Genomic DNA, 22,887 nt, shown 5'->3' with positions numbered 1-22,887 from the left:
CACGCGACGGCAGTGGCGCTGTAGGCTGGCTCCTACGGGATCGGTTGGGCGTCGAGGCAATAATGCCCGATCAGCCCGCGCAGCAGCTCGACGCACGGCGCGATGCGCGAAAGGTCGAGGTACTCGTCCGGCTGGTGGGCGCAGGCGATGTCGCCGGGGCCGAGGACGATGGTCTCGCAGCCGAGCTGTTGCAGATACGGCGCCTCGGTGCCGAAGGCCACAGCCTCGGCGGCCGTGCCGGTGAGGCGCTCGGCCAGGCGCACCAACTCGCTGTCAGCGGCCTGCTCGAAGGGAGGTACGCCGGGGAACAGCGGGCCGTAGTCGATGCGCACGCCGCGCTGCTTGGCCAGCGGCTGCAGCTTGCCGCGGATCGCCGCGCGCAGATGCTCGGGGTCCATGCCCGGCAGCGGGCGCAGGTCGAACTCCAGGGCGCACTGGCCGCAGATGCGGTTGGGATTGTCGCCGCCGTGGATGCAGCCGAGGTTCAGCGTCGGCTGCGGCACGTTGAACAGCGGGTTGTTGTACTCGCGCTGCCACTGGCCGCGCAGGGTGAGCAGCTCGCCGATGGCTGCGTGCATGGCTTCCAGCGCGCTACGTCCCAGCGACGGATCGGAGGAGTGGCCGCTCTGCCCATGGATGTCGATGCGCTCCATCATCACCCCCTTGTGCAGGCGGATCGGCTTGAGGCCGGTCGGCTCGCCGATCACCGCGGCGCGGCCCAGCGGACGGCCGGCCTCGGCCAGGGCGCGGGCACCGCTCATCGAGCTTTCCTCGTCGCAGGTGGCGAGGATCAGCAGCGGCTGGCGGAACGGCTGATCGAGCAGCGGGCGCACGGCCTCGATGATCAGCGGGAAGAAGCCCTTCATGTCGCAGCTGCCCAGACCGTACCAGCGGTCGTCGCGCTCGGTGAGCTGCAGCGGGTCGCACTTCCACAGCGCGGCATCGAAAGGCACGGTATCGCTGTGGCCGGCCAGCACCAGGCCGCCGGGGCCGGAGCCGAAGGTCGCCAGCAGGTTGCACTTGCCGGGAGCGATGTCCTGGATCTCGCAGGCGAAGCCGAGATCGCTCAGCCAGCCGGCCAGGCGCTCGATCAGCGGACGGTTGGGCAGGTCGAGGGCCGCCTGGGTGCAACTCACCGACGGCAGGGCGATCAGTTCGGCGAACTGCTGCTTGAGACTGGGAAGGGGCATGGCGGCACTCCGGAAACAGTGCCTTGCATGATAGGCCGGGTGGCCCGAGGGGGAAACCGCCGCGACCGCCCGCCAGGACGGTCGCGGCGGCCGGCCTCAGACGAAGATCGCCTTGAGGATGGTGAAGAAGATGATGGCGAGGATCGCGCCAGCCGGCAGGGTGATGATCCACGACATGAAGATCTTGCCGATCACGCCGAGGTTCAGCGCGCCGATGCCGCGGGCCATGCCGATGCCGAGCACCGCGCCGACCAGGGTGTGGGTGGTGGACACCGGCAGGCCGATGGCCGAGGCGCCGACCACGGTGGACGCGGTGGCCAGCTCGGCGGCGAAGCCGCGGCTGGGGGTCAGCTCGGTGATTTCCTTGCCGATGGTGGCGATCACCTTGTAGCCGTAGGTGGCCAGGCCGATGACGATGCCGACGGCACCGAGCAGCAGCACCCAGCCCGGCACCGCCGACTTGGCGCCGACCGCCATGTCGCCGCCGGACTGGATCACGCCGACGATACCGGCCAGCGGGCCGACCGCATTGGCCACGTCGTTGGCGCCGTGGGCGAAGGCCATCGAGCAGGCGGTGAACACCATCAGCACGGCGAACACCTTCTCCACGCTGGCGTAGTGGAAGCCCTTGTCCGCCTCGGCATCCACCTGGATGCGACTGAGGATGGCGATGCCGACCAGCATCACCAGCACACCGATGCCGACCGCCAGCAGGATGCCCTGACCGCTGCTGAGGTGCAGGCCGACATGCTTGAGGCCCTTGGTCACCGTCATCAGCGCGACCATGAAGCCGGTGAGGAACATGTAGACGGGCACGAAGCGCTTGGCGTTGCGGAACGGCTCATCGGTGTCGATGATCAGCCTCTGCACGCTCATGAACAGGCCGAAGGCGACCAGGCCGGAGAGGAACGGGGTGATCACCCAACTGGCGACGATCGGGCCGATGGCGCTCCACTGCACCGCATCCATCGACACGCCGACCGCGGCGAAGCCGATCACCGCGCCGATGATCGAGTGGGTGGTGGACACCGGCCAGCCCTTGGCGGTGGCCACCATCAGCCAGGTGCCGGCTGCCAGCAGCGCCGACATCATGCCCAGCACCATCAGGTCGGGAGAGATGACCTCGGCATCGACGATGCCGTTCTTGATGGTTTCGGTGACTTCGCCGCCGGCCAGGTAGGCGCCGCAGAACTCGAAGACCATGGCGATGAAGATCGCCTGCTTGATGGTCAGCGCGCGTGAGCCGACCGAGGTGCCCATGGCGTTGGCCACGTCGTTGGCGCCCACACCCCAGGCCATGAAGAAACCGAAGGCACAGGCGAGCACCAGGAGTACGAAGCCGTAATCCGCGATAAGAGACATAGGAAGTTCTCGTTGATCCTAGACAGATTGCCGCCGCTCAGCGCGCCAGCAGTTGCTCCAGACGATTGCCGACCCGCTCGGCACGGTCGGCCACATCGCCGATCCATTCGATGATCTGGTAGAGGAACATCACGTCGACCGGCGGCAGTTCCTTCTCCAGCTTGAACAGGGTGCGACGCACTTCGATCTGGATGCGGTCAGTGTCCTGTTCGATGATTTCCAGCTCCTCGACCATGTTCTCCACCAGGGTCGCCTCGCGACCGCCGAAGCCCGTCTCGAGCAGCTCGTCCAGCTCGTTCATCGCCTTCAGCGCCTGGGCGCTGGCGTCGACGGTGCGCTGCACGTAGGCCAGCATCAGCGGCTGCAGGGCGTGCGGGATGGTCATCTGGCGGCCCAGCATCAGGCCGGCGATGTCCTTGGCGCGGTTGGCGACTTTGTCCTGTACACTGAGCAGCTCGAGCAGATCCGAGCGTGGCACCGGCAGGAACAGGCTTTTCGGCAGGTGGATACGCACGCTCTTCTTGAGCTTGTCGGCTTCCTGCTCCAGGCGTGACATCTCCTGCTGAATCTCTTCCACCCGCGGCCAGTCCTCGGCGACGACGGCCTGGAAAAACGGCAGGAGGTTCGCCGCACATTCGTGTGCCTTGGCAATGTGCTGCTGCATCGGCCCGATCGGGGAACGGCCAAACAGGCTGACGAAGGGATTGATCGGCATGGGGTAAAACCCTGTTGAAAAGGATCCCGATTATAAAGCCGCCCCCCGCAGCCCCGCCAGCGCGCTCTCATTTTGTTGTCACAGTTGTCTGATAAGGGCAGGACCCGCCAGTCATGGTCAAAGAAACCGAAATCAAGCTGCGCGCCAGCCGCGCCACCCTCACCGCCCTGCGCGAGCACCCGCTGCTGAAGAAGCGCAACAAGAGCGGCTGGCAGCACTGCGAGCTGTTCAACCAGTACTTCGACACCCCCAGCCGCGAGCTGGCCCAGGCCAAAGTCGCCCTGCGCCTGCGCCGCGACGGCGAGCAGTTCATCCAGACGCTGAAGGGCCGCGGGCAGAGCATCGCCGGACTGTCCGAGCGCAACGAGTGGGACTGGCCGCTGGACAAGAACAAGCTGGACCTGAAGAAGCTGACCGACGAGTGCTGGCCGGCCGAACTGGCCGAGCTGGACAAGAAGACCCTCAAGCCGATCTTCACCACCGACTTCGTCCGCGACAAGGCCGAGATCGCCTGGGGCCGCGGCAAGGCCAAGGTGGTGATCGAGGCGGCGCTGGATCTCGGCAAGGTGATCGCCGGCAAGCAGCACGAGGAAATCTGCGAGCTGGAGCTGGAGCTGCGCGAGGGCGATCCCGCCGCGCTGCTGGAGCTGGCCATCGAGCTGGCCGCCAAGCTGGCGCTGATGCCCTGCGACATCAGCAAGGCCGAGCGCGGCTACCGGTTGTTCGATCCGTCCTGCTACAGCGTCAGCTTGCCGGAGCCGGCGCTCGATGCCGCCATGCCGTTGGACGACGCCTTCGCCGCGCTGGCCTGGCAACTGCTGGGCAACAGCCAGCGCCTGGCCGAGCAGTACCGCTTCAACGGCCACTGGAAACTGCTCGAACAGTGGCTGGCCCAGCTGATCGACCTGCGCGCCCTGCTCGGCAGCCTCGGCCAGGCGGCGCCGCGCGCCAGCTCCCGCGAGCTGCGCGAGGCTCTGGATGCCCTGCTCGAGGACTGGCGCCCGCACGTGCAGGCCGGCCAGGATGACGACAGCGTGCGCCAGGCCACCCCGGAGCAGTTCGCCGCCGAACTGGACGAACCGCGCTGGGGGCTGTTCTCCCTGCAGGCCTCGCGCTGGCTGCTGACCCGCGCCTGGACGGAAAAGCGCAACGAGCGCGGCGCACGCATCGGTGCCGCCAGCATCGGCCGCTGGCTGCAGCGCTTCCTCGCCGAGGAGGCCGCCGCCCTGCAACTGGACCGCTACCAACGCCAACCGGAAGACCTCGCCGAACAGCTGCCGCGCCTGGAGCGCATGCTGGTCTGGCTGCGCCTGGCGCGCAGCGTGCTGGACATCCCGGAAGCCGACCGCCTGTACGGCGAGCTGAACAAGCTGGCCGAACTGGCCAACCGCCCGCTCGGCGAAGACGAGCTGCTGGCAGCGCGCACCGCCCAGGCACTGACCGTGTTCATGACCAAGGGCTGGAAGGCGCTGAAGTAAGCCACACGCCCGCCAGTTGCCACGCGAGAGCGGGGCAACTGGCGGCCTCGCCGATCCGAAACATGATCCACCCCGGCGACAGCCCGTACATTTCCCGGCAAGCTTGCCCCTCGCGCCGACCGCTTGCCCGAGGAATCCGATGACCGCCTTCACCACCCCCGCCCAGGATCGCTGGATCGACCTCAACGACCTGCTGCGCGAGCTGGTCAGCCAGGGTCGCCTCGAGCAGGACAGCGCCGAGCAGTGCCTGGCCATCCGCCGCAGTTCGCTGGACACCCAGCAGCATCCGCTGGAATTTCTTGCCGCTCAGCAGCTCGACGACCACGCCCATCCCGGGCGCAAGCTGGACCTGGAAACCCTCACCCAGTGGCTGGCGGCCGCCGCCCAGCAGCCCTACCTGCGCATCGACCCGCTGAAGATCGACGTCGCCGCGGTCACCCCGCTGATGTCCTACGCCTTCGCCCAGCGCCACAAGATCCTCGCCGTGGCGGTGAACAGCGAGGCGGTGACCATCGCCAGCGCGCAGCCGTTCGTCAGCAGCTGGGAAGCCAACCTCACCCATGTGCTCAAGCGGCCGATCCAGCGGGTGGTGGCCAACCCGGCGGACATCCAGCGCTTCACCACCGAGTTCTACCGCCTGGCGCGCTCGGTCAGCGGCGCCTCGGGCAACGAGCAGAAGATCAGCGGGGTTGGCAACTTCGAGCAGCTGCTCAACCTCGGCGCGCAGGATCAGGAGCCGGACGCCAACGACGCGCACATCGTCAACATCGTCGACTGGCTGTTCCAGTACGCCTTCCAGCAGCGCGCCAGCGACATCCACATCGAGCCGCGCCGCGAGCAGGGTACCGTGCGCTTTCGCATCGATGGCGTGCTGCACAATGTCTACCAGTTCCCGCCGCAGGTCACCATGGCCATCGTCAGCCGGCTGAAGAGCCTGGGGCGGATGAACGTGGCGGAGAAGCGCAAGCCGCAGGACGGTCGGGTGAAGACCAAGGCCCCCGACGGCGGCGAGATCGAACTGCGCCTGTCCACCCTGCCCACCGCCTTCGGCGAGAAGCTGGTGATGCGTATCTTCGACCCCGAGGTGCTGCTCAAGGGCTTCGACCAGCTGGGCTTCTCGGCCGACGACCTCAAGCGCTGGCGGAGCATGACCGGTCAGCCCAACGGCATCATCCTGGTCACCGGCCCCACCGGCTCGGGCAAGACCACCACGCTGTACACCACCCTCAAGCAGCTGGCCACCGAGGAGGTGAACGTCTGCACCATCGAGGACCCGATCGAGATGATCGAGCCGGCGTTCAACCAGATGCAGGTGCAGCACAACATCGAGCTGAGCTTCGCCAGCGGCGTGCGCGCGCTGATGCGCCAGGACCCGGACATCATCATGGTCGGCGAGATCCGCGACCTCGAGACCGCCGAGATGGCCATCCAGGCGGCGCTGACCGGTCACCTGGTGCTATCCACCCTGCACACCAACGACGCGCCCAGCGCCATCACCCGCCTGCTCGAGCTGGGCGTGCCGCATTACCTGATCAAGGCCACCGTGCTCGGCGTGATGGCCCAGCGCCTGGTGCGCACCCTGTGCCCGCACTGCAAGGCGCCGCACACCATCGAGGCGGGCGACTGGCAGGAGCTGACCCGGCCGTGGAATGCGCCGCCACCGGCCAGCGCCATGCGCGCGGTGGGCTGCAACGAGTGCCGCGACACCGGCTACCGCGGCCGCGCCGGGGTATACGAGATTCTGCTGCTGTCGGAGAGCGTCAAGCAGCACATCCAGGCCGACACCGACCTGCCCGCCCTGCGCCGCCAGGCGTTCAAGGAAGGCATGCGCAGCCTGCGCCTGTCCGGCGCGCAGAAGATCGCCAGCGGGCAGACCACGGTGGAGGAAATCCTGCGGGTAACGCCGCAGAGCGAACAGAGGTAGGGGCTTCCCGGGAGTCGCCTGCTGGAGGCGCGACCTCGCGGCGACACGGGCCGCAGGCCCGCTCCGAGGCCAAGAATTTCGCCCCGGAGGCGGACCTCCCAGCTGAGCCGTCGACGGGCTCGCCGCTTAAGCCTGATTCAGCGCCGCGAGGATGGCATCGACGCCCGCCTGGGCGCACTGCTCGTCCTGCTCGGCGGTGGCGCCGGACACGCCGATGGCGCCGACCACGGCACCCTCGACCTTGACCGGCACGCCGCCGCCGAACATCGCCAGACGCGGGCGCTGCAGCAGGCCGTCGCGCACGCTGGCCGGCATACCGGCCAGGCGCTCTTCCCAGGCGCTGGTGGCGACGCCGAAGCCGGTGGCGGTCCAGGCCTTGTCGAGGGCGATGTCGCGGCTCGGCGCCGGTGCGCCGTCCATGTGCGCCAAGTGGATCAGCTGGCCGCTCGCATCGACGATCGACACGCTGACGCGCACTTTCAGATTGCGGGCTTCGGCGAGCACCGCCGGCAGCGCCAGCAGGGCCAGATCCAGGGACAGGGACAGTTGGTTGCGCAACATCGGACACCTCGCGGATGAGTTGTTGTTTTCGGGAGTCGAAGACCGCGACCGGTGCGGGCCGGTCTGGCGGGGGAAGCTAGCAGGCGAGCGGCAGGCAAGGCAATCGCCGGCAGGGCTGCTGGTGCGCCGGCATCTGGAACCAGACCTCAAGCAATGCCTGCGGCGGCGGGCAGCCTCAGGCGCTCTTGCGGCCGGGCTGCGCGCCGGGGGTGACCTTGCCCAGTTCCTGGAGCAGACGCATCAGGGTCTGGAAATTCTCCGGGCCGAACTGGCGCTGGATTTCCTTGTATTGGCGGCTCATCTCACCGCTCATTTCCTCGAACAGCTCGACACCCTTGGGGGTCAGGCTGACGCACAGGCGGCGCTGGTCGCTGGCCGGCTTCCAGCGTCGCACCAGGCCGTCACGCTCGAGGCGCATCAGCACGCCGGTCATGCTCGGGCGCAGGATGCAGGCCATCTCCGCCAGCTGGTGGCTTTCCAGCTCGCCGTGCGGGTACTGGCTGAGGATGCGGATCACCCGCCACTGTTGCTCGGTCAGATCGTGCTGGTTGAGCAACGGCCGGAAGAAGCTCATCGCCGCTTCGCGCGCCTGCAACAGGGCCAGGGTCAGTGAGGGGTCTTGCTTGGGCATGGAGGCCATGATGTTCCTACGCAAACGAACACGACGCCGCCCCATCCGGAGCGGCGCCATGCTTTACCACAGAAGGCGGTGGCGCACTCAGCCGCCGATACCCAGGCACATGTACTTCAGCTCGACGTAGTCGTCGATGCCGTAGTGCGAGCCTTCACGGCCGGTGCCGGACTCCTTGATGCCGCCGAACGGAGCGATCTCGGTGGAGATGATACCCTCATTGACGCCCACCATGCCGTACTCCAGCGCCTCGCTGACGCGCCAGGCGCGGCCCAGGTCGCGGGTGTAGACGTAGGAAGCCAGGCCGAACTCGGTGTCGTTGGCCATCTGGATGGCTTCGGCTTCGGTCTTGAAGCGGAAGATCGGCGCCAGCGGGCCGAAGGTCTCGTCGCGCGCCACCAGCATGTCCGGGGTCACCTCGCCGAGTACGGTCGGCTCGAAGAAGCTGCCACCCAGAGCGTGCGGTTTGCCGCCGGCCAGCACCTTGGCGCCCTTGGCCACGGCGTCGGCGATGTGCTCTTCGACCTTGGCTACCGCCTTGGCGTTGATCAGCGGGCCCTGCTCGGCACCGGCTTCGCCGGCCGGGGCGACCTTGAGGGCGTTGACCGCGGCCACCAGACGCTTGGCGAACTCGTCGTAGACGCCGTCCTGCACCAGGATACGGTTGGTGCACACGCAGGTCTGCCCGCTGTTGCGGTACTTGGAGGCCATGGCGCCAGCCACCGCAGCATCCAGGTTGGCGTCGTCGAAGACGATGAACGGCGCGTTGCCGCCCAGCTCCATGCTGACCTTCTTCATGGTGTCGGCGCACTGCGCCATCAGCATCTTGCCGATGCCGGTGGAGCCGGTGAACGACAGCTTGCGCACGCTCGGGTTGCGGGTCAGCTCGCCGCCGATGGCGCGGGCGTTGCCGGCGACCACGTTGACCACGCCGGCCGGGATGCCGGCACGCACGGCCAGTTCGGCCAGGGCCAGGGCCGACAGCGGGGTTTCCGAAGCGGGCTTGACCACCACGGTGCAGCCGGCGGCCAGCGCCGGACCGACCTTGCGGGTGATCATCGCGTTGGGGAAGTTCCACGGGGTGATCGCCGCGACCACGCCGATCGGCTGCTTGATCACCACCAGGCGGCGGCCCTGCTTGTCGTGGGGGATCACGTCGCCGTAGATGCGCTTGGCTTCCTCGGCGAACCACTCGATGAAGCTGGCGCCGTAGGCGATCTCGCCGCGGCTCTCGGTCAGCGGCTTGCCCTGTTCCCAGCTGAGCAGGCGGGCCAGGTCTTCCTGGTTGGCCATGATCAGCTCGAACCACTTGCGCAGCAGCGCCGAGCGCTCCTTGGCGGTCTTCTCGCGCCAGGCCGGCAGGGCGGCCTCGGCGGCGGCGACGGCGCGCGCGGTCTCGGCGGCGCCGACGGAGGCGACGTTGCAGATGTGCGACAGGTCGGCCGGGTTGGTCACCGCGAAGGTGGCGCCATCGTCGGCGTCGACCCACTGGCCGTCGATGAAGGCCTGGGTGCGCAGCAGGGTGTTATCGGTCAGTTGCATGACGAATCTCTCGCAAGGAAATCAGTAGACGCTGCTGCCGCCGGCAGCCGGCGCCGGTGCAGTACCCTTGAAGTTGGCCGCCAGGGCCTTCAGCGAACGCATCAGCAGGCTGGTGTCGACGCCCACGGCGACGAAGGCGCAGCCCAGCTCGAGGTAGCGACGGGCCAGTTTCTCGTCGGCGGAAAGGATGCCGGCGGCCTTGCCGGCCTGGCGGATGCGCGCGATGGCGCCCTCGATGGCCGCCTGCACGTCCGGGTGGCCCGGATTGCCGCGATGGCCCATGGCCGCCGACAGGTCGGCCGGACCGATGAACACGCCGTCGACGCCATCAACCGCGGCGATGGCGTCGAGGTTCTCCAGGCCCTTGAGGCTTTCCACCTGGACCAGCAGGCACATCTGCTCGTCGGCCTCGGCCAGGTAGGTGGCGATGTTGTTCCAGCGCGAGGCGCGCGCCAGGGCCGCACCGACGCCGCGGATGCCCTTGGGCGGATAGTGCATGGCGCGCACCAGCTCTTCGGCCTGCTCGGCCGACTCGACCATCGGCACCAGCAGGGTCTGCGCGCCGATGTCGAGCAGCTGCTTGATGACCACCGAGTCGCCGATCGGCGGACGGATCACCGGCTGGCTGGCGTACGGAGCCACCGCCTGCAGCTGACCGAGCAGCCCGCGCAGGTCGTTGGGCGCGTGCTCGCCGTCGAGCAGCAGCCAGTCGAAACCGGCGTTGGCGGCCAGCTCGGCGCAGTACGGGTCGGCCAGACCGACCCACAGGCCGATCTGCTGTTCGGCGCTCAGGCGCTGCTTGAAGGTGTTGACGGGCATCTGCATCGGTTGTTCCTCAGACGAAGCGGCAGGAGATGGAGCCCAGCATGTCGTAGTCGACATGGAAAGTGTCGCCGGCCTTGGCGGCCACCGGACGGGTGAACGAACCGCCGAGGATGATCTGGCCGGGCTCCAGGGTCACGCCGTAGGGTGCCAGCTTGTTGGCCAGCCAGGCTACGCCCTTGGCCGGATGATTGAGCACCGCGGCGGACACCCCGGACTCCTCGATCACGCCGTTGCGGTAGAGGATCGCCGGCACGCGACGCAGGTCGATGTCGTGCGGACGGATGGCGCGGCCACCGAGGACGATGCCGGCGTTGGCGGCGTTGTCGGAGATGGTGTCGAACACCTTGCGGGTGATGCCGGTTTCCGGGTCGACGTTGTGGATGCGCGCGTCGATGATCTCCAGCGCCGGGATCACGTATTCGGTGGCGTCCAGCACGTCGAAGATGGTGCAGTTCGGCCCCTGCAGCGGCTTGCCGAGGATGAACGCCAGTTCCACCTCGACGCGCGGCACGATGAAGCGGCTCATCGGGATGTCCGAGCCTTCCTCGAACTGCATGTCGTCGAGCAGCACGCCGTGGTCCGGTTCGGTGATGTTGGAGGATACCTGCATGGCGCGCGAGGTCAGGCCGATCTTGTGGCCGATCATCTTGCGGCCGCCGGCGATCTTCTTGTCGACCCAGGCGCGCTGGATGGCATAGGCGTCGGCGATGGTCATGTCCGGGTTCTCCAGGGAGAACTGGCGGATCTGCTCGCCGGTGCGCTCGGCGACGTCGAGGCGCTCGGCAGCTTGCTGGATCAGTTGGGCATCAAACATGGAAACCTCAGGAATTCTTGGTGAACAGGGGGTGCAGGCTGCTGTGCTTGGCGTCGAAGACCTGGTTCTGGCTTTCGTCGATCTGCAGGGTCACGCCGATCGGGCGCTGGGCCAGCAGGCCGTCGAGACGCCCACGCAGCACCGCCAGCAGGCTGTCGCCGACCTGCTTGTGCACCGCCGCACTGCGCCCGTTACCCATGCGCAGGTTGGCGTAGAAGAAGCCGTAGTCGCCCTGGCCGTCGGCGATGGCGGCGTGCGCCGCCGGATAGGCCAGCACGCGGGTGCCGCCGGTGGGGAACACCTGGCGGCCGGTCTCGTCGCGCTGGGCGAGCATGCAGTCGGCCAGCTCGCGGCACAGGCCGGCGACGTCGACGTCGCGCTCAATGTCGGGGCTGTAGTAGAGGACCAGATGGGGCATGGCAGCGACTCCTTACAGGCGGCTGGCGGCGATGAAGTCCGGGTTGGAGGCCTGCGCCGCCGGGATGGTCGAGCCGTCCTGCGGGGTGACCGGAAACACGGCGTTGATCTGCCCGGTGCCGGAAGCCGCGAAGTACGGGGTGACTACCTCGGCCTTGGCGTCGTACTTGCTCCAGCCCAGCGCGCCCAGCAGCATCGCGGTGTCGTGCATGAAGCCTTCGCCGTGACCCTTGGCCGCGTACTCCGGCAGCATGGCGCAGAAGGTGTCCCAGTCGCCCTCCTCCCACATCTCGATCACGCGGTGGTCGAGGGTCTCCAGGAACGGGCTCCAGATCTTGGTGGCGAACTCCGGCGCCTGGCCGTTCTGCGCGAAGCGGTGCGACAGCGAGCCGCTGGCGAGGAAGGCCACGGTGCCGTCGTAGTGCTCTTCCACCGCCTTGCGCATCGCCCAGCCGAGGCGCGCGCTGTCGGCCAGGTAGTGGGAGGTGCACAGCGCCGAGACCGAGATCACCTTGAAGTGCTGGTCGGCGTTCATGTAGCGCATCGGCACCAGGGTGCCGTACTCCGGCGCCAGGGTGGTGGCGTCGTGGGCCATGGTTTCCACGCCCAGACGGTTGGCCTCTTCGGCCAGCAGGCGGCCCAGCTCCGGGTTGCCGGGGAACTCGTACGCCATGTTGCTGATGAAGTGCGGCAGCTCGTTGCTGGTGTACAGGCCCTTGAAGTGGGCACCGCAGTTGATGTGGTAGTTGGCGTTGACCAGCCAGTGGGTGTCAAACACCACGATGGTGTCCACGTTCAGCTCGCGGCAGCGGCGGGCGATCTCGAGGTGACCGTCGATGGCCGCCTTGCGAAAGCCGTGGCGCGGACCGGGCAGCTCGGACAGGTACATGGAGGGAACGTGGGTGATCTTGGCAGCCAGAGCAAGTTTGCCCATGACGATTCTCCCGTTGGCCGGCGCGAGCGGCGCGCGCGGCGTGGATGCGGATGGGGTGCAGGGCCGAAAACGGGCAGTCCCCCGTGAAGGAGCTGCCCGTCTTCGGTGCTGGCGACCGTCAGGCGGTCGCCGCGGACAGCCTTATACGCCCCAGCGCGGGATGTGGTGGCTGCCCATCGAGATGCACACGTTCTTGATCTCGGCGAACACCTCGAAGCTGTACTCGCCGCCTTCGCGACCGGTACCAGAGCCCTTCACGCCGCCGAACGGCTGACGCAGGTCGCGCACGTTCTGGCTGTTAATGAACACCATGCCGGCCTCGATGCCACGGGCCAGGCGGTGGGCCTTGCCGATGTCCTGGGTCCAGATGTAGGAGGCCAGGCCATACTCGGTATCGTTGGCCAGACGCAGCGCTTCGGCCTCGTCCTTGAACTTGATCAGGCAGACCACCGGGCCGAAGATCTCTTCCTGGGCGATGCGCATGCGGTTGTCGACGTCGGCGAACACGGTCGGCTGGATGAACTGGCCCTTGGCCAGGTGCGCCGGCAGGTTGGCCGGGCGCTCGAGGCCACCGGCAACCAGGTTGGCGCCCTCTTCCATGCCGATCTTGATGTAGCCGGTCACCTTGTCGTAGTGCGCCTGGGTGATCATCGAACCGACCTGGGTCTTCGGATCCTGCGGATCGCCGACGATCAGGCGCTTGGCGCGGGCAGCGAACTCGGCGACGAACTGGTCGTAGACGCTTTCCTGGATGAAGATCCGGCTGCCTGCGGTGCAGCGCTCGCCGTTCAGCGAGAAGATGGTGAACAGCGCGGCGTCGAGGGCGCGATCCAGGTCGGCGTCTTCGAAGATCAGCACCGGCGACTTGCCGCCCAGCTCCATGGAGTACTTCTTCAGGCCCGCGGTTTCCATGATCTTCTTGCCGGTGGCGGTGCCGCCGGTGAAGGAGATGGCGCGCACGTCGTTGTGGCGGACCAGGGCGTCACCGGCGGTGGCGCCGTAGCCCTGCACCACGTTGAGCACGCCAGCCGGGATGCCGGCTTCCAGAGCCAGACGGCCCAGCTCGTTGGCGGTCAGCGGCGACAGCTCGGACATCTTCAGTACCGCGGTGTTGCCCAGTGCCAGGCAAGGCGCGGTCTTCCAGGTGGCGGTCATGAACGGCACGTTCCACGGGGAAACCAGGCCGCATACACCCACCGGCTGGTACAGGGTGTAGTTGAGCATCTGGTCGTCCACCGGGTAGGTGTGACCATTCATGTTGGTGCAGACCTCGGCGAAGAACTCGAAGTTGTGCGAGGCGCGCGGGATCAGCACGTTCTTGGTCTGGTGGATCGGCAGACCGGTGTCCAGGGTCTCCAGCTCGGCCAGCTTGGGCACGTTCTGATCGATCAGTTCACCCAGCTTGCGCATCAGCTTGGCGCGTTCCTTGGCGGGGGTGTTGGCCCACTTCGGGAAGGCTTCCTTGGCCGCGGCCACGGCCTGGGCGATTTCCTCGGCGCCGCCGCTGGCCACTTCGCAGATCACTTCGCCGGTAGCCGGGTTCAGGTTCTGGAAGACTTCTTTGCTCTCGACCTCACGGCCGTTGATCCAATGCTTGATCATTGTTCTACCCTCACTTGGCTACTGCGGCGTTCTTGACGGCGAAGAAATCGGCTTCGCTGACGATGGTGTTGACCAGGCGACCGACGCCCTCCACTTCCACGACCACTTCGTCGCCCGGGACCACGTCGGCCAGGCCTTCCGGGGTGCCGGTGGCGATCATGTCGCCCGGCTGCAGGGTCATGAAGGAGGACAGGTATTCGATCAGGAACGGGATGTCGAAGATCATGTCCTTGGTCGAGCCTTCCTGGCGCAGCTCGCCGTTGATCCAGGTGCGCAGAGTCAGGTTCTGCGGGTCGGCGATCTGGCTGCGGTCGATGATGTACGGGCCGACCGGAGTGGTGCAGTCGCGGTTCTTCACCCGCAGGTTCGGCCGGTAGTAGTTCTCCAGATAGTCGCGGATGGCGTAGTCGTTGCACACGGTGTAACCGGCGACGTACTCCAGGGCGTCCTCGCGCTTGACGTTGCGCGCGGTCTTGCCGATCACCGCCACCAGCTCGCACTCGTAGTGCATGTAGGCGACGTTGTCCGGACGCCAGGTGATCTGGCGGTGGCCGGTGTAGGTGTTCGGCGCCTTGATGAACACCAGCGGCTCGGTCGGCGCCTTGAACGCCAGCTCGGCGGCGTGGTCGGCGTAGTTCAGGCCAAGGGCAAACATGCTGCCGGTGGCCGGCGCCAGCCACTCGACCTGATCCTCGGCCAGCAGGGTGCCATCGGCCAGACGGACGGCGTTGTTGTCCTCGACGGCGACGTTGTGGACTTCGCCCTGGTAACGGATGCGTGCGTGTTTCATGTTCCGGCTCCTTATTCCGCGACCACGGTATTGCTGAGGCGGCCTACGCCGGCGATTTCGACTTCGACCTTGTCGCCGACGGCGATGTCGACGCGACCTTCCGGTACGCCGGTGATGATCAGGTCACCCGGCTCGAAGGTCATGAACTGGCTGAGGAAGCTGATCAGTTCGGGGATCGAACGCACGAAGTTGGCGGTGCTGTTCTGCTGACGGACTTCACCGTTGACCAGCAGCTTGATCTCCAGGGCGTGCGGATCGGCGATGTCGGCGGCGTCGACGACGACCGGACCGACCGGGCAGAAGGTGTCGCGGCACTTGGCCTTGACCGCCGGGCGGTAGAAGCTGACTTCCGGCAGGGTGACTTCGTTGACCGCGGTGTAGCCGCCGACGTACTCCATGGCCTCGGCTTCGGAAACGCGGCTGGCGCGCTTGCCGATCACCACGCCCAGCGCCGGACCGGCCTGGATGGCGTCGACGCCGGCCGGGAAGACGATGTTGCCTTCGTGGCCGACCACGGTATTCGGGGTCTTGATGTACAGCACCGGGGTCTTCGGCGGGGTCTTGTACGGGTCCTGGTTGAACTCGGCAATCTTGCTGTCCAGCAGGCCCTGGTAGTTCAGCGCGATGCCGAACACGGTGCCGCTGAACGGGGCTTTCCAGGCGTCAGGCTTGACGGCCTGGCCATTCACGAGCGCTTGACCCTTGTCGTCAACCGTCGCCTCGAGGACCTTGCCGTCCACTTCAATCATCGCTCGGCGCATGCCAGCTTTCTCCACAGACCAGTTGGATGAATCCGACCCCTGCGTACAGGATCCGGCGCTCACCATGACCATGCCGTCGGGCGACGGCCAATTAACATGTGAACTTTATAATTAACATGTTAATCATGGTCAAGTCTTTCATCGTCGTCACGGCGACGCGCGGTATCATGCAAGCGACCCAGAACAGGCGGGAGAGCCCGAGCCATGCGGGAAAACGAGCCGATTCCGAACATCAACATCGGCCAGGTCTACGACCAAAGATATGCCGACGAGGACGTCCACTACGAGGCGCTGGGCAAGCTCGCCGACTTTTTCGGCCGCAACATGCCGGTGCACCGCCACGACCGCTTCTTCCAGGTCCACTACGTGACCAGCGGCGCGGCGCGGGTGTATCTCGACGACCGCCAGTACAGCGAAAGCGCGCCGCTGTTCTTCCTCACCCCGCCGACCATTCCGCATGCCTTCGTCACTCATCCAGACAGTGAAGGCCATGTTCTGACCGTGCGCCAGCAGCTGGTCTGGCCGCTGCTCGAGGCGCACCTCAGCCAGGGCGGCGAGCCGCGCCTGGTGTCGCCCACCTGCGTGGCGCTGAACTCGCTGGACGCCAGCTACGCAGGGGAGATCGAGCGCCTCAACCGCCTGTTCGAGATGCTTGCCAGTGAATTCGCCCAGCACCAGGTGGCGCGTCAGGCCAGCCTGCACGCGCTGACCCAGCTGATCTTCATCACCCTGCTGCGCCTGGCCACCGACCCGCTGAAGAACCAGCACGTGCGCCACGACAACCTGCAGATCTTCCACCGCTTCAACGCACAGATCGAGGATCACTACCGCGAGCACTGGCCGCTGTCGCGCTATGCGCAGGCCATGGGCGTCACCGAGGCGCGCCTCAACGACATCTGCCGGCGCATCGCCGACCTGCCGTCCAAGCGCCTGGTGCACGAGCGACTGATGCAGGAGGCGCGGCGTCTGCTGCTGTTCACCTCAAGCTCGGTGAACGAGATCGGCTACCAGCTCGGCTTCAAGGACCCGGCCTACTTCACCCGCTTTTTCAGCCGCGAGGCCGGCATGACCCCCAGCGAATACCGCAGCCGCGAGGGCGAGCGCCTGGAGTGAGGGGGCGGAAACGAAAAAGCCCGCCGGTGAGGCGGGCTTTTTCAGACTACCGGGTGCTGGTTAGAGCAGCGGCAGGGTGTAGCTGACGATTACGCGGTTTTCGTCGACGTCGCGACCACCGGTCACGTCAGCCACGCGGTAGGTCACATTGCGCAGATGGAAACGCAGCCCCTTCATGGCACCACTCTGCAGGGTGTAGACCATGTCGGTATCGCGCTCCCACTCTTTGCCATCGTTGCTGGCGGCGCTCTCGATGTTGGAACCGCTGACGTAGCGGGTCATGAAGGCCAGACCCGGAATGCCGACGGAGGCGAAATCGTAGTCGTAGCGGGCCTGCCAGACGTCTTCTTCCTGACGGTTGAAGGTCCAGAAGGTGGACAGGTTCTGGCTGTAGGGATCGCCACCGGTAATGAACGGGAAGACGCCGTCACCGGACAGGTCCTGGTAGGCCAGACCGAACTTGTGACCACTGACGCCCAGGGTGAACATGGCCTGGTACATGTCGTTGTCGATGGTGGCCGGATTTTCGCCCTGATCCTGGGAGTTGAAGTAGCGCAGGTCGGTGGTCAGGCTCAGCCCTTCGCCCAGCGGTAGCTTGTGTACCAGACCGCCGAAGTGCTGCTTGTAGACGTTGTCGAAATCGCCGTAGTAGTAGCTGGCGGTCAGCTGCGGATTGAAGGCATAGCTGCCACCGGCGAAGTCGAAGTTGTCGACGTTGGAGGCGAATTCTTCGTTGTTGCTGGAGTCGCGCAGGTTGTACTCGGTCAGGCGACCGGCATTCAGGGTCAGGCCGGCGATATCCTGAGAACTCAGCATGCCGCCAACGTAGCTGCCCGGCAGCAGACGGGTATTGTTGTACTGCACCACCGGCAGGACCGGCTGCAGCGTGCCGACCTTCAGCTCGCTCTTGGAAATGCGCGCCTTGGCGGTCAGACCCAGCTCGCTGTACTCGTCGGCCGGCTCGCCGCTGGCGCCCACGGGCAGCATGTTGCCCGCAGTATTGCCCTTGCTGGAGTCCAGCTTGACACCCAGCAGACCCATGGCGTCGGCGCCGAAACCGACGACGCCGTCGGTGTAGCCCGACTCGAACTTGGCGATGAAGCCCTGGCCCCAGGTCTCGCCATAGGACGGAGCTTGCGAGCCAGAGCGGAAATCACGATTCAGATACATGTTGCGCAGCTCAAGGCTGGCCTTGCTGTCTTCGACCAGGGCAGCCTGGGATACAGCAGGAACGGCCATGGCGGCAGCGAGGATGCCCAGGGCCAGCTTGGAACGCTGAGAGGTCTTGATCATTGTTTTTTTGTCTCCACGGGGACTTATTCGATCAATCGATGGTCACCCCTTTGACCGGCAGCTGGTCGGGGGGCGGAGGCGCCTTGTACCATCGTATCAATTCGTTAACAAATTTTTTTGCTCTAAACGGGCTCTTCGACGCCTTTCCTGCGCATAAGAAAACAGCGAAAAAGCGACCGGCCAAGCATGAAGCGATTTCAGCGAACAGCAAGATCCCCCGCCCCCTCCTTTGGCATGACTTGACGTTGCCCGCCGACTGTCTCACGATTGAAAGGTTAACTTGTTAACGAAAGCCTCTTGCGGCCAGCTGCCCAGCAAGCGGATCCGCGCAAATCTTGCGCGGGCCGTGAGTGAAAAACCGCAAGAGCACGAGATGAAGCGGCCGCCCCTGCGCCTGGGGTAGGCGCAGGCCGGGTTGCTCAGCTACGCTGTTCTGGGCTTCCGGGACATGCCTGCAGAGCCCACCGCCTTTCATCCTCGGCCCCGATCCACTCGTTACCCGGAGCCTGTAAGCATCGGTCGGATTTCTTGCAGAATTTTGATGCAGCGATTCGATTAACATGTTACTAATCTGGGGACAACAATAAACGGGAGTATCCCATGAGAACCTTGAAACTCGTTGCCCTCGCCGTCTCCATCAGCGCTGCCGCTGCCGCTCAAGCTGCTGATAGCTACACCCTGAAGGTTGCGCACTTCCTGCCTTCCACCTCCAACGCTCAAGTCAACATCATCGAGCCGTGGTGCGAGCAGCTGCGCCAGGAATCCAACGATCGCATCAAGTGCCAGCTGTACCCGTCGATGCAGCTGGGCGGTACTCCCGCCAAACTGCCCGACATGGTGCGCAACGGCGTGGCCGACATCGTCTGGACCGCTCCGGCCTACTCCGCCGGCAAGTTCCCGCGCGTCGAGGCCCTCGAACTGCCGTTCATGCTGCCCTACGGCGGCAAGGCCGGTAACGAGCTGATCTGGAGCTTCTACGAGCAGTACGCCAAGGACGATTTCAAGGGCTACAAGATGCTCTCCCTGTTCGGTGACGGCGGCATGGACCTGCATGTCCGCGGCAAGCCGGTGAAGACCCTCGCCGACCTGTCCGGCCTGAAGCTGCGCGCCTCCAGCCGTACCGCGGCCAAGACCCTCGAAGCCCTCGGCGCCACTCCGGTGAGCATGCCGCCGGCGCAGATGACCGAAGCCATCTCCAAGGGCGTGGTCGACGGTGCCCTCGCCTCCTGGGAAGTGGTTCCGGCCACCAAGCTGAACGAAGTGACCCAGTACCACAGCGTCGCGCCGGAAGGCCAGCACGCTATCGGCTATACCGTGCTGACCATGCTGATGAACCAGAAGAAGTTCGACAGCATGCCCAAGGACCTGCAGGAAATCATCGACCGTAACAGCGGCAAGGCCCTCTCCGAGCGCTTCGCCACGGCCTGGGACAAGGCCATGGACGATGCCCGCAAGGCCACTCCGGCTGAAGGCATGATCGCCATCGACGCAACCAACTACAAGGCCATGCAGGATGCGGCTGCCGGCGTAGCCGATGCCTGGGCCAAGGAAATCAGCGAGAAGGGAATCGACGGCAAGGCGCTTGTGGAAGGCGCCCGCAACCTGTCCTCCTCCACTCGGTAATCTGTGATGAATGAGTCGCTGTCCTTCGAGAGCGGCTTGACCCCAGAGCACGGCGTATTCCGCCGTGCTCTGCATTACGTCACCCAGGGCTTTGCCCTGGCTGGCGGACTGGTCTTGCTGCTGCTCATCAACATGTCGCTGATCTCGATCATCGGCCGCAAACTGTTCTCCACCCCGATCCGCGGCGACATCGAGCTGATGGAAATCGGTGCGTCCATTGCCATCGCCGCCTTCCTGCCGCTGTGCGAGTTGCGGGGCACCCACATCAAGGTCGACGCCTTCACCATGAAGATGCCCGACACCGTGGTGCGCGCCCTGGACATCTTCGCCCACCTGCTGTGCCTGCTCGCCGCGCTGATCCTCGCCTGGCGCACCGGCCTGCAGATGCTCGACAACATGGAATACGGCGACGTCTCCACCCTGCTGTCGATTCCCCTGTGGATTCCGCTGATGCTGATCGTCCCCAGCCTGATCCTGCTGGCTGTCTGCTCGGCCGCGCGTATCCATGATCTGATCTGCTTGCCCGGAGGTCGCGCATGAGCGGTCTGAGTCTCGGCCTGATTGCCCTGGCCATCACCATGACCCTGTTGGTGCTGCGCGTGCACATCGGCATCACCATGCTGATCGGCGGCGCGGCCTGCTTCCTGGCGGTCAACGCCGGCGATTTCTCCTCGTTGCTGTTCACCCTCAACAACCTCGCCTACTCGCGGCTGTCCAACTACGATCTGGCGGTGATTCCGCTGTTCGTGCTGATGGGTCAGTTCGCCACCCACGGCGGCCTGTCGCGCTCGATCTTCCGCTGCGCGGCGGCCTTCGTCGGCCACTGGAAGGGTGGTCTGGGCATGTCGGCGATCGGTGCCTGCGCCGGCTTCGGCGCGATCTGCGGCTCCTCGCTGGCCACCGCGGCGACCATGAGCCACGTGGCCCTGCCGGAACTGCGCCGGCACAACTACTCCGGCCGCCTGGCCACCGCCACCGTGGCGGCCGGCGGCACCCTGGGCATCCTGATTCCGCCGTCGGTGCCGCTGATCATCTATGCGGTGCTGACCCAGGAGTCGATCGCCAAGCTGTTCGTCGCCGCGGTGATCCCCGGCATCCTCGCCGCCATCGGCTACATGATCGTGCTGCGCATCATGGTCACCCGTGACAGCGCCAGTGCCGATACCGTGGCCAAGGCCTCCGCAGCCGAGCGCCTCAAGGCCTTCGTCAATGTGCTGCCGGTGATCGGCGTGTTCGTGGTGGTGATCGTCGGCATCTACGGCGGCTGGGCCAACCCCACCGAGGCAGCCTCGATCGGTGCCGCGGCCTGCGGCATCCTTGCGGTGATCCAAGGCGGCATGCGCTGGGAAGGCATCCGCACCAGCCTGCTCGGCACCGCAGAAACCACCGCGATGATCTTCCTCGTGCTGCTCGGCGCCGACCTGCTCAACTCCGGTCTGGCGCTGACCCAGATGCCCACCGAGCTGGCCGACTGGGTGAAGAACAGTGGCATGGCGCCAATGCTGGTGCTGCTCGCCATCCTGATCACCTACCTGATCCTCGGTTGCGTGATGGACTCGCTGGCGATGATCCTGCTGACCATCCCGATCTTCTACCCGATGATCATGGGCCTGGACTTCTTCGGCCTGGATGAGTCCTCGAAGTCGATCTGGTTCGGCATCCTCGCCCTGATGGTGGTGGAAATCGGCCTGATCACGCCGCCACTGGGGATGAACCTGTTCATCGTCCAGCGTGCCGCGGCCGATGTGCCATTCACCGAGACTGCCAAGGGCGTGCTGCCGTTCCTCGCCTCGGACATCCTGCGCATCATCCTGCTGGCGCTGTTCCCCGGCATCTGTCTCTGGCTACTCACCCTGTAGCCGGTAGACTCCAAGGCCGCCTCCGGGCGGCCTTCTTCTTTATAGATGTACACACCCCGGCACCCTGATGGAGATCGCATGCCCCCCGCCGTAGCCAATCCCCAACGCCTGATCGTCCTGCTGGCCGCGCTGGTGGCCTTCGGCCCGCTGTCGATCGACATGTACCTGCCAAGCCTGCCGCTGATCGCCCAGGACCTCGGCGCTCCGGAATCGCAGATCCAGCTGACCATCAGCGTGTTCCTCGCCGGCCTGTGCGCCGGCATGCTGGTCTACGGTCCGCTGTCCGACCGCTTCGGCCGGCGCAAGCTGCTGCTCGGCGGCATCGCCCTGTACATGCTCGCCAGCATCGGTTGCACCCTCGCCGCCAAGGCCGAGCAGCTGGTGTTCTGGCGCATCCTTCAGGCTCTCGGCGGCGCCGGCGCTTCGGTACTGGCGCGCACCATCGTCCGCGACCTGTTCCCGCTCAAGGACGCCGCGCGAGTGCTGTCGCTGATGCACCTGGTGACCATGTTCGCCACCCTGATCGCCCCGCTGATCGGTGGCTACCTGATCCTGCTGGCCGGCTGGCGTTCGTTGTTCGTGGTGCTGATGGTCTTCGCCGGCCTGTGCCTGCTGGCCGTCGCCTGGAAGATCCCGGAAACCCATCCGACCGACGCCCGCGGCGCCTCGGTCGGCGCCGTGTTCCGCGCCTACGGGCATATCGCCGTGCAGCCGCAGGCGCTCGGCTACATCCTGTGCATGGGCCTGTCGTTCGGTGGCATGTTCGCCTTCATCACCGCCTCACCGTTCGTCTACATCCAGTATTTCGGCGTGTCACCGCAGCAGTACGCCTGGCTGTTCAGCCTGAATGTCGGCGGCATCATCGTTGCCACCCTGCTCAACGCCCGCCTGGTCACCCGCCTCGGCCCGCAGCGCATGCTGGTGTTCGGCGCCAGCATCGCCGCCCTGTCCGGCCTGGCGCTGGCCATTCTCGGCGCCAGCGGCCTTGGCGGCCTGACTGCCATCGTCGTCTGCCTGCTGTTCTACGTCAGCGTCACCGGCATGCTCGGTGCCAACTGCGTGGCCAGCCTGCTGGCGCGCTTCCATAAGCAGGCTGGCGCCGCCGCCGGCCTGGCGGTAGCCCTGCAGTTCGGCCTCGGCACCGCCGCCAGCGCACTGGTCAGTACCCTGCACGACGGCAGCCCGCTGCCGATGAGCCTGGTGGTCGGCGCCACCGGCATCGGCAGCCTGCTGGCCCTGCTGCTGACCCGCATTCCGGAGCGAGGCGCCACTGCAACACAGGAAAAATAGCCCGCATGCTGTAATTGGCACGTCATGTGCTTTGAATACCGTATCCAGTTTCGGGGACCACGGTACAGGCAGGCCGGGGATTCCCCCTTTTATACCCAAAGCCCCGGATTGCAGCGCGATCCGGGGCTTTTTCATGTCTGGTGGGTCTGTCGCATCCCCTTCC

General features: G+C 66.0%; 21 protein-coding genes. 7 read left to right on the top strand and 14 right to left on the bottom strand.

All coding sequences use genetic code 11. The features are described 5' to 3' along the window. Positions 1-32: 32 nt before the first annotated feature. The 3 genes from argE to BMZ19_RS03115 form a co-directional block, all read right to left on the bottom strand. Positions 33-1,190 (bottom strand): acetylornithine deacetylase, encoded by a 1,158-nt coding sequence (gene argE / locus BMZ19_RS03125; RefSeq protein WP_090306721.1) that lies wholly within the window; start codon positions 1,188-1,190, stop codon positions 33-35. Between the two features lie 96 nt (positions 1,191-1,286). Then, positions 1,287-2,552 carry an inorganic phosphate transporter gene (locus BMZ19_RS03120; protein WP_090306719.1) on the bottom strand — a complete coding sequence of 422 codons (1,266 nt, stop codon included), beginning with the start codon at positions 2,550-2,552 and terminating at the stop codon, positions 1,287-1,289. A 37-nt stretch (positions 2,553-2,589) separates the two neighbouring features. Continuing rightward, entirely contained in the window at positions 2,590-3,267 is a 678-nt protein-coding gene (locus tag BMZ19_RS03115) for a TIGR00153 family protein (protein WP_090306716.1), read from the bottom strand. A 113-nt stretch (positions 3,268-3,380) separates the two neighbouring features. Here BMZ19_RS03115 and BMZ19_RS03110 point away from each other — a divergent pair, with 113 nt between their 5' ends. Together BMZ19_RS03110 and tfpB are read left to right on the top strand one after the other, a co-directional pair. Then, entirely contained in the window at positions 3,381-4,745 is a 1,365-nt protein-coding gene (locus tag BMZ19_RS03110) for a CYTH domain-containing protein (protein ID WP_090306714.1), read from the top strand. A gap of 139 nt (positions 4,746-4,884) precedes the next feature. Beyond that, positions 4,885-6,669 (top strand): type IV pilus assembly ATPase TfpB, encoded by a 1,785-nt coding sequence (tfpB, locus tag BMZ19_RS03105; protein ID WP_090306710.1) that lies wholly within the window; start codon positions 4,885-4,887, stop codon positions 6,667-6,669. A 126-nt stretch (positions 6,670-6,795) separates the two neighbouring features. Here the strand turns inward: tfpB and BMZ19_RS03100 are convergent, their stop codons facing one another. The 10 genes from BMZ19_RS03100 to BMZ19_RS03055 form a co-directional block, all read right to left on the bottom strand. After that, positions 6,796-7,230 carry a GlcG/HbpS family heme-binding protein gene (locus BMZ19_RS03100; protein ID WP_090306707.1) on the bottom strand — a complete coding sequence of 145 codons (435 nt, stop codon included), beginning with the start codon at positions 7,228-7,230 and terminating at the stop codon, positions 6,796-6,798. 175 nt (positions 7,231-7,405) lie between these two features. Next, positions 7,406-7,861, bottom strand: coding sequence for a homoprotocatechuate degradation operon regulator HpaR (hpaR, locus tag BMZ19_RS03095; protein WP_090307344.1), 456 nt, complete (start codon positions 7,859-7,861; stop codon positions 7,406-7,408). 87 nt (positions 7,862-7,948) lie between these two features. Further along, positions 7,949-9,403, bottom strand: coding sequence for an NAD-dependent succinate-semialdehyde dehydrogenase (locus BMZ19_RS03090; RefSeq protein WP_090306704.1), 1,455 nt, complete (start codon positions 9,401-9,403; stop codon positions 7,949-7,951). A 21-nt stretch (positions 9,404-9,424) separates the two neighbouring features. Beyond that, positions 9,425-10,228, bottom strand: coding sequence for a 4-hydroxy-2-oxoheptanedioate aldolase (gene hpaI, locus BMZ19_RS03085; protein ID WP_090306702.1), 804 nt, complete (start codon positions 10,226-10,228; stop codon positions 9,425-9,427). A 10-nt stretch (positions 10,229-10,238) separates the two neighbouring features. Continuing rightward, a complete protein-coding gene (gene hpaH, locus BMZ19_RS03080; RefSeq protein ID WP_090306700.1) occupies positions 10,239-11,042 on the bottom strand; it encodes a 2-oxo-hept-4-ene-1,7-dioate hydratase in 804 nt (267 codons plus the stop codon). Positions 11,043-11,049: 7 nt separating this feature from the next. Then, entirely contained in the window at positions 11,050-11,460 is a 411-nt protein-coding gene (locus BMZ19_RS03075; RefSeq protein ID WP_090306697.1) for a 5-carboxymethyl-2-hydroxymuconate Delta-isomerase, read from the bottom strand. 12 nt (positions 11,461-11,472) lie between these two features. Beyond that, on the bottom strand, positions 11,473-12,393 hold the full coding sequence (gene hpaD, locus BMZ19_RS03070) for a 3,4-dihydroxyphenylacetate 2,3-dioxygenase (RefSeq protein ID WP_090306695.1): 921 nt from the start codon (positions 12,391-12,393) through the stop codon (positions 11,473-11,475). Between the two features lie 141 nt (positions 12,394-12,534). Continuing rightward, entirely contained in the window at positions 12,535-13,995 is a 1,461-nt protein-coding gene (gene hpaE / locus BMZ19_RS03065) for a 5-carboxymethyl-2-hydroxymuconate semialdehyde dehydrogenase (protein WP_090306692.1), read from the bottom strand. A 10-nt stretch (positions 13,996-14,005) separates the two neighbouring features. Then, positions 14,006-14,785, bottom strand: a complete 780-nt coding sequence (locus BMZ19_RS03060) for a fumarylacetoacetate hydrolase family protein (protein WP_090306689.1) — start codon at positions 14,783-14,785, stop codon at positions 14,006-14,008. An 11-nt stretch (positions 14,786-14,796) separates the two neighbouring features. Further along, on the bottom strand, positions 14,797-15,546 hold the full coding sequence (locus BMZ19_RS03055; protein ID WP_090306687.1) for a fumarylacetoacetate hydrolase family protein: 750 nt from the start codon (positions 15,544-15,546) through the stop codon (positions 14,797-14,799). A gap of 204 nt (positions 15,547-15,750) precedes the next feature. On the opposite strand from BMZ19_RS03055, the gene hpaA reads away from it, so the two are divergent. Further along, entirely contained in the window at positions 15,751-16,659 is a 909-nt protein-coding gene (hpaA, locus tag BMZ19_RS03050; RefSeq protein ID WP_090306684.1) for a 4-hydroxyphenylacetate catabolism regulatory protein HpaA, read from the top strand. A 60-nt stretch (positions 16,660-16,719) separates the two neighbouring features. Here the strand turns inward: hpaA and BMZ19_RS03045 are convergent, their stop codons facing one another. Next, a complete protein-coding gene (locus BMZ19_RS03045; protein ID WP_090306682.1) occupies positions 16,720-17,952 on the bottom strand; it encodes an OprD family porin in 1,233 nt (410 codons plus the stop codon). 600 nt (positions 17,953-18,552) lie between these two features. Here BMZ19_RS03045 and BMZ19_RS03040 point away from each other — a divergent pair. From BMZ19_RS03040 to BMZ19_RS03025, 4 genes are all read left to right on the top strand, one after another. Beyond that, positions 18,553-19,575: a TRAP transporter substrate-binding protein gene (locus BMZ19_RS03040; RefSeq protein ID WP_090306678.1), complete on the top strand. Its 1,023-nt coding sequence runs from the start codon at positions 18,553-18,555 to the stop codon at positions 19,573-19,575. Between the two features lie 6 nt (positions 19,576-19,581). After that, complete coding sequence (locus tag BMZ19_RS03035) at positions 19,582-20,115, top strand: TRAP transporter small permease (RefSeq protein ID WP_090306675.1); 534 nt, start codon at positions 19,582-19,584, stop codon at positions 20,113-20,115. Further along, entirely contained in the window at positions 20,112-21,434 is a 1,323-nt protein-coding gene (locus BMZ19_RS03030) for a TRAP transporter large permease (RefSeq protein WP_090306672.1), read from the top strand. The genes BMZ19_RS03035 and BMZ19_RS03030 overlap by 4 nt, the downstream gene beginning before the upstream one ends. A 78-nt stretch (positions 21,435-21,512) precedes the next feature. Continuing rightward, positions 21,513-22,724, top strand: a complete 1,212-nt coding sequence (locus BMZ19_RS03025) for a Bcr/CflA family multidrug efflux MFS transporter (protein ID WP_090306668.1) — start codon at positions 21,513-21,515, stop codon at positions 22,722-22,724. Positions 22,725-22,887 lie beyond the last annotated feature (163 nt).

The sequence above is a fragment of the Pseudomonas linyingensis genome (assembly GCF_900109175.1).
GTDB classification, from domain to species: domain Bacteria; phylum Pseudomonadota; class Gammaproteobacteria; order Pseudomonadales; family Pseudomonadaceae; genus Geopseudomonas; species Geopseudomonas linyingensis.
Note: the sequence above shows the minus strand (reverse complement) of the source record. Positions and strands in the feature narration are given on the sequence as shown.